Origin of the sequence: Sphingobium sp. AS12 (genome assembly GCF_019097845.1) — a bacterium.
Classification (GTDB): domain Bacteria; phylum Pseudomonadota; class Alphaproteobacteria; order Sphingomonadales; family Sphingomonadaceae; genus Sphingobium.
Genome location: NZ_JAHRGM010000053.1, coordinates 1 through 4208, shown reverse-complemented (window position 1 = coordinate 4208; position 4208 = coordinate 1). Strand labels below are relative to the sequence as shown.

Genomic DNA, 4208 nt, shown 5'->3' with positions numbered 1-4208 from the left:
GCCGGCTCAGCCGCTGCCGACACGCGCACGATGGACGCGCATTTCGCTGATCTCTTCACCCTCTATGAAGGGACCAGACGGAGCCTTCCGCTCGCTGCATGACAATTACTGGTCGGATCAGTGACGCTGCCGCCATCGAACTTTCATCATATTGCAGTGCGGAAGAAACGCGGACGACTCATTGGCGGGCTATGACGACGCCAGCCATTGGGGGGCATCATCATGTACAAGACCATGCGAGCCATGCTGTTTGCAGGGCTGGTCAGCTTCGTCGCAACCGGATCGACCAGCAGCAACCTGCCATATCGTCCCGATACGGCGCAAGCACTGCCGGGTGGCGGTAATACGACGCTCTCCATGATGACCTATAATATCAAGGGTTTGCCCTGGCCGCTCGCTTTTGATCGGGACATCGCGCTGGCGCGGATCGGCGGGCGTTTGCGCGCCCTGCGGCAACGGGGGCAGCAGCCCCATATCCTGTTGTTGCAGGAAGCCTTCACACCACAGGCGGCAGAGATTGCGCGCACGTCCGGCTATCGGCACATGACGTTCGGACCGGATCGGCTGATGCGTTCGCCGATCGCGCCCGCAATGGCGGATCAGGCCTTTCTTGCTGACGCCCGGTGGGATCGCGGCGAGGCGATGGGGAAACAGACCGATAGCGGCCTCATCATCCTGTCCGATTATCCCATCATGCGCGTCCAGCGGCTGGCCTTCCCCGATTTCGCCTGCGCGGGGTTCGATTGCCTGGCCAATAAGGGCGTGGTGATTGCCGACATACAGGTGCCCGGCGAAGCGACGCCCGTTGCCATCGTCAATATCCACCTCAACGCGCGCAAGGCCTCAGGCGTCTCCGTGGCGCGATCGCTGGCGGCCTATGCGCGGCAGGTCGATCTGACCGCCCGCTTCATCGCCAGCGCCGTCCCGCGCACCCGCACATTGATGATTGGCGGCGACATGAATATCGGCGGCAATGGCGATCGCACGCGCATTTTCTTCGACAGCTTTTCCCGCCATGGCTTATCATTCGTGGCAGCGGGGCAGGGCGGCGCGCAGATCGCCCTGCAACAGGCTGCGATCCCCGCTCCGCAGGCGCGTGACGACCTGATCCACGCGACCCAGCGTCGCAAGGACTGGATCTTCGCGCGCGCCGGGCATGGCACCGCGCTCGTCGTGAAGGGCGCGCATGTGCCGTTCGGGTCGGAGCCTGACGGTCAGCCGCTCTCCGATCATTTCGGCTATGTCATCGCCTATGACCGCCAGCGCCAGCAACTGGCGCTGGCCGATGCCAGCCCTGCGCCGAAAGGCGAGTATCGCTGATGCGCAGCCTGTATCTGCTCGGCCTGGTTGCGCTGGCGCTCCAGAGCGGCACCGCATCGGCGCAGGACATATTCGTCGACCAAAGCATCAGCTTCACGTTGAAGCATGCGATCCGGCGATCGCCCCTGCTGGAGGCGCGCAGGACCAGCCCCGATTATGGCTGGATCGGCGCGATCCCCGCGCTGCCCGGTGATGAGCCAGACCATATCGTGGCCCTGCGCCTCCAGCGCCAGAGCCGCCGGCTCATCGGGGCGCAGGCTGATATTTTACCCGCTATGGGCGCATCAGGCTACGATCACCGCCCGCGCAGCCGCACGCGGATGTTGTCGGTCGAGGATCATTTCGCTCTTTCCGATCAGGTCGCGATGACGCTGGGCTTTGCCGGGCTGAAAGTCAGCAACCGCAATGCCAATGTGACGATCGGCAGTGGTGATGATCGGCTGCGCGCGCGGGACTGGTTCCTGCCCCACGCCGTCGTCCACTACCGACCCACATCTGCAATCACGCTGTCGATGGACTATAACGAGTCCATGCGCGCCTATGGCGATACCGGCTTTACCGGCCCGCTCGGCCTTTCGCGCCCCGATTTCGATGCTTTGCGCCGCTCCCTCCGCCCTGAAAAAAGCCGGGTCGCCTCGATCGGCGGTCAATGGTCGGGCGGGGACATGATGGTGACGACCAGCCTCTATCGTGCCGACATCCGCAATGGTCTGTCCTTTGCCGATCGAGCCTACCTACCCGCCAATATCGGGTCTGCCCGCCTGCTTGGCGTCAGGATGATGGCCCGGCATCAGCTGACGCCGCGTCTCGACTGGTCCGTCCGCTATCAGCAGGCGGCGGTGGAAACCATGACCGGGCGATCCGTACAGGAACGGGAAATGGTCCTTGCCGCCGCCTGGACCAGCGGGGCGTGGCGTGTCGCCGCGCAAGGATCGCGCACCGGTCGTGCGGCCCTGGCCGCACTAGGCACCCAACAATCGCCCCTGCGCGCCGAAGGCAGCATCGAATATGCGCCCGTGCAACAGGGTCGCCAGCGATTGCGCTTTGCCGCGCGCTTCATCAATCCCAGCCGCCATGTCAGCATCGGCCTGTCCGGCCCGACCGCGATGGGCAGCCTCCATGCCGTCGACCAGACCCGCGCGGTCATGTTCAGCGCCGACATGGGCTGGTAGGCATCCTGCCCTGTGATGACCAAGGCTGTCTGCATACCCCCGCTGTATATTTTCCTGCTGTTGCTGGCCGTGCTGCTGGGTATTGCGGCCCTCCGGCCGATCGACCATGATGAAGGGCAATATGTCGCCGCTGTGGCATTGATGCGATCGGGTCTGCCCTATCGCGATTTCGCCTATCTCCAGACACCGTTGCAACCCCTGCTTTTCGCCTCGCTGGCCTGGTTGTGCGAGGGGTGGCTGTTCCTCGCCCTGCGCGCCGTCAACGCCCTGTGTGCGGCGGGTGCGGCGGCGCTGTTATATCAGACCGTATGTCGGGTGGGAGGATCGCGGCGCAGCGCCGGGATTGCGGCCATGGCGCTCGTCACCAGCCATGCTTTCCTGTTCGCCGCGACGGTCGCGCGGAACGATGCCCTGCCTTTGCTCCTGCACATGGCCGGTCTAGCGCTGCTCATCGACGCGCTCGGCACGGGACGTCGCCCGCTATTCTTCATGCTCGCCGGGCTTTTGCTGGGCGCGGCGGCTTCTGCGAAGATCAGCTATGGCCTGCCCGCCGCCGCCATCGGCCTGTTCGCGCTGGTCAATATCCAACGGTTCGGCCCGATGAGCGTCCTCGCACTGGCGGCGGGCGGGGTCGCGGGTGGATTGCCGACCCTGATCCTGTGGGCGATCGCGCCGGATGCGGCCTGGTTCGGCATCATCGACTATAGCCTGAAGGCGCCGCAGGAATGGCAGATGCTGAACCAGCGCACCTATATGGTGGAAACCCCGCTCAGCGCGCTGCGGCTGCTGCGTTTTCTGGCGCAGGGGTCGGCGCTCCTTGCGCTCGTCGCGATGGGGGTGTCCATCCTGCGTCGATCCGCAAAAACCTCCATGACGACAGCTCTGCTCAACAGCGTGATCCTTGCTGGCTTGATCGCGGCATGGCTACCCCGGCCCATTTATGTGCAATATCTGGTGCCGCTGCTGCCCGCGCTGTTTCTCCGCTTCGGCCTGATGCTGGACGATCTCCGCTGGTCGCGCGCCGCTGCCATTGCGGCCCTGATGCTGTGCATGGCGGCAGGCATGGCCGAAACCGCCATCCGCATCGCCCCGAACATCGCGCGCGTCCACAGTCCCATCCTGTCGGCGACCCATGATGCCCATGCGATCGGGCGAAGCGTGCGCGCTGCCGGAATCAAAGGCCCGATCGTCAGCCTGGCCCCGGAGCGGGTCGTCGACAGCGGGATTTCGCTCGATCCGCGTTTTGCCGCCGGTCCATTCCTCTACCGCACGCATGATTTGCTCACCCCGGAGCAACAGGCCGCATTCCATGTGCTGAACGGCGCAAGCGTCGCGGACGGCCTGACCCGCCATCTCCCCGCAGCGATCGTAACGGGGCAGGAAAGCGCGCCTGCCCCGGCCAATCCACACGGTCTCGATTCACCCCTGGTCGCCTGGGCGGTCGCGCATGACTATCACATCCTGTCGCTTCCGTCGGGGGAGGGCGCGCTGTATCTCCGGCAGGAATGATGGCCTATATTACAAGCAGCCTGCAAAGGATGACGAAGATCAGTCATCTGCCGAAACAGCGCTGGAGCGCACGATATTCTATCTAAGGCCTGTGGACATTAGCGCATAGCGATTTTCAAGGCCGCGAGATTGATCATAGCGCGGTAGCTCTCGTCAGTTTTTTCGTACCGGGTAGCGATCCGGCGGAATGTTTTGAGGCTGCAGAAA

Annotated in this window: 3 protein-coding genes and 1 pseudogene; 3 read left to right on the top strand and 1 reads right to left on the bottom strand. The window is 64.1% G+C overall.

All coding sequences use genetic code 11. The annotated features are described in order from the left end of the window. The first annotated feature begins 222 nt into the window (after positions 1–222). The 3 genes from KRZ98_RS18160 to KRZ98_RS18150 are packed head-to-tail and all read left to right on the top strand — an operon-like array spanning position 223 to position 4001. Entirely contained in the window at positions 223–1320 is a 1098-nt protein-coding gene (locus KRZ98_RS18160; RefSeq protein WP_254798683.1) for an endonuclease/exonuclease/phosphatase family protein, read from the top strand. Next, on the top strand, positions 1320–2492 hold the full coding sequence (locus KRZ98_RS18155; RefSeq protein ID WP_217674842.1) for a TonB-dependent receptor: 1173 nt from the start codon (positions 1320–1322) through the stop codon (positions 2490–2492). Before KRZ98_RS18160 ends, KRZ98_RS18155 begins: the two co-directional genes overlap by 1 nt. A 15-nt stretch (positions 2493–2507) precedes the next feature. Further along, positions 2508–4001: a phospholipid carrier-dependent glycosyltransferase gene (locus KRZ98_RS18150; protein ID WP_217674841.1), complete on the top strand. Its 1494-nt coding sequence runs from the start codon at positions 2508–2510 to the stop codon at positions 3999–4001. A gap of 98 nt (positions 4002–4099) precedes the next feature. Here the strand turns inward: KRZ98_RS18150 and KRZ98_RS18145 are convergent. Then, positions 4100–4208 (bottom strand): annotated as a pseudogene (locus KRZ98_RS18145) (IS5/IS1182 family transposase); the annotation flags it as partial.

What these genes read in the sequence shown, in the direction of transcription:
- KRZ98_RS18155 (WP_217674842.1), top strand. Translation starts at nt 1,320, where the DNA reads ATGCGCAGCCTGTATCTGCTCGGCCTGGTTGCGCTGGCGCTCCAGAGC.
- KRZ98_RS18150 (WP_217674841.1), top strand. Translation starts at nt 2,508, where the DNA reads ATGACCAAGGCTGTCTGCATACCCCCGCTGTATATTTTCCTGCTGTTG.
- KRZ98_RS18160 (WP_254798683.1), top strand. Translation starts at nt 223, where the DNA reads ATGTACAAGACCATGCGAGCCATGCTGTTTGCAGGGCTGGTCAGCTTC.